The following is a 1300-nucleotide window of genomic DNA, read 5'->3' as shown; positions in this document are numbered from 1 at the left end:
GGCAGGAGCGAGAAAAGCTGAAGGCTGCCCAAGGCAGCCTTCAGCTATGAAACATGTTTACCGGACACTAGTGACGCAGAGCGTGGGAACGATCAACTACGGGGCTGGGTTCGGGTGATCCTTGTGGATCGCCTCGATCCCTTCCAGCACTTCCTCCGACAGCTTCAAGTCAAAACTGGCAATGTTGCTGTCCAGTTGCTCCAGTGTCGTGGCGCCGATGATGTTGCTGGTCACGAACGGTTGTTGCGTGACGAAGGCCAGGGCCATTTGCGCCGGGTCCAGGCCGTTCTCACGAGCCAGTGCGACGTAACGGCTGCAGGCCGCTTCCGACTGCGGGTTGGAATAGCGGCTGAAGCGGCTGTAGAGGCTCAGGCGACCTTTTGGCGGGCGCGCCCCACCTTCGTACTTGCCTGACAGGAAACCGAACGCCAGCGGCGAATAGGCGAGCAGGCCGCACTGTTCGCGAATGGCGATCTCCGCCAGGCCGACCTCGAAGCTGCGGTTGAGCAGGTTGTAAGGGTTCTGGATCGACACCGCCCGCGGCCAGCCTCGGGCCTCGGCCAGGGCCAGGAAGCGCATGGTACCCCACGGCGTTTCGTTGGACAGGCCAATGTGGCGGATCTTGCCGGCCCTGACCTGTTCGTCCAGCGCTTCGAGGGTGTCTTCCAGGGGCGTCAGGTTGGCTTCGGTCTGGTGCTTGTAGCCCAGTTGCCCGAAGAAATTGGTGCTGCGCTCCGGCCAGTGCAACTGGTACAGGTCGATGTAGTCGGTCTGCAGGCGCTGGAGGCTGGCGTCCACGGCCTCGGTGATGTGCTGGCGATTGTGCCGCAGGTTCTTGTCGCGGATGTGTTCGATGGTGTTGCCGGGACCGGCGATCTTGCTGGCGAGGATCCAGTCGCTGCGATCGCCGCGGCTCTTGAAGTAATTGCCGATGTAGCGTTCGGTGGTGGCATAGGTTTCGGCCTTGGGCGGCACCGGGTACATTTCAGCGGTATCGATGAAGTTGATCCCGGCGGCCTTGGCGCGCTCGATCTGGGCGAAGGCGTCTGCCTCGCTGTTTTGCTCGCCCCAGGTCATGGTTCCGAGGCCGATTGCACTCACGTTCAGGTTGGTTCGGCCTAGCTGGCGATAGTCCATCGGGTGCTCCCCTGAGCAAAACAATCATAAAAGCAGGTTGAATTATTTTTCGCAATCTGCATAATTGCGCACCTCTTTCTGCAGTGGAAGTGATGCGCCGCCGCCGAAGAATCTTGCCGTTGAACGGACGCGCCGACCCGAGCCCCCGAAAGCGTCTGAATCC

At 61.0% G+C, this 1300-nt stretch carries 1 protein-coding gene; it reads right to left on the bottom strand.

Translation table 11 applies throughout. The features are described 5' to 3' along the window. Positions 1 to 96: 96 nt before the first annotated feature. On the bottom strand, positions 97 to 1137 hold the full coding sequence (locus ACIO0C_RS31305; RefSeq protein WP_401318376.1) for an NADP(H)-dependent aldo-keto reductase: 1041 nt from the start codon (positions 1135 to 1137) through the stop codon (positions 97 to 99). Between the last annotated feature and the right edge of the window lie 163 nt (positions 1138 to 1300).

This window comes from Pseudomonas sp. NPDC087336 (genome assembly GCF_044744285.1).
GTDB lineage: Bacteria > Pseudomonadota > Gammaproteobacteria > Pseudomonadales > Pseudomonadaceae > Aquipseudomonas.
This window is presented reverse-complemented; position numbering and strand designations above follow the sequence as displayed.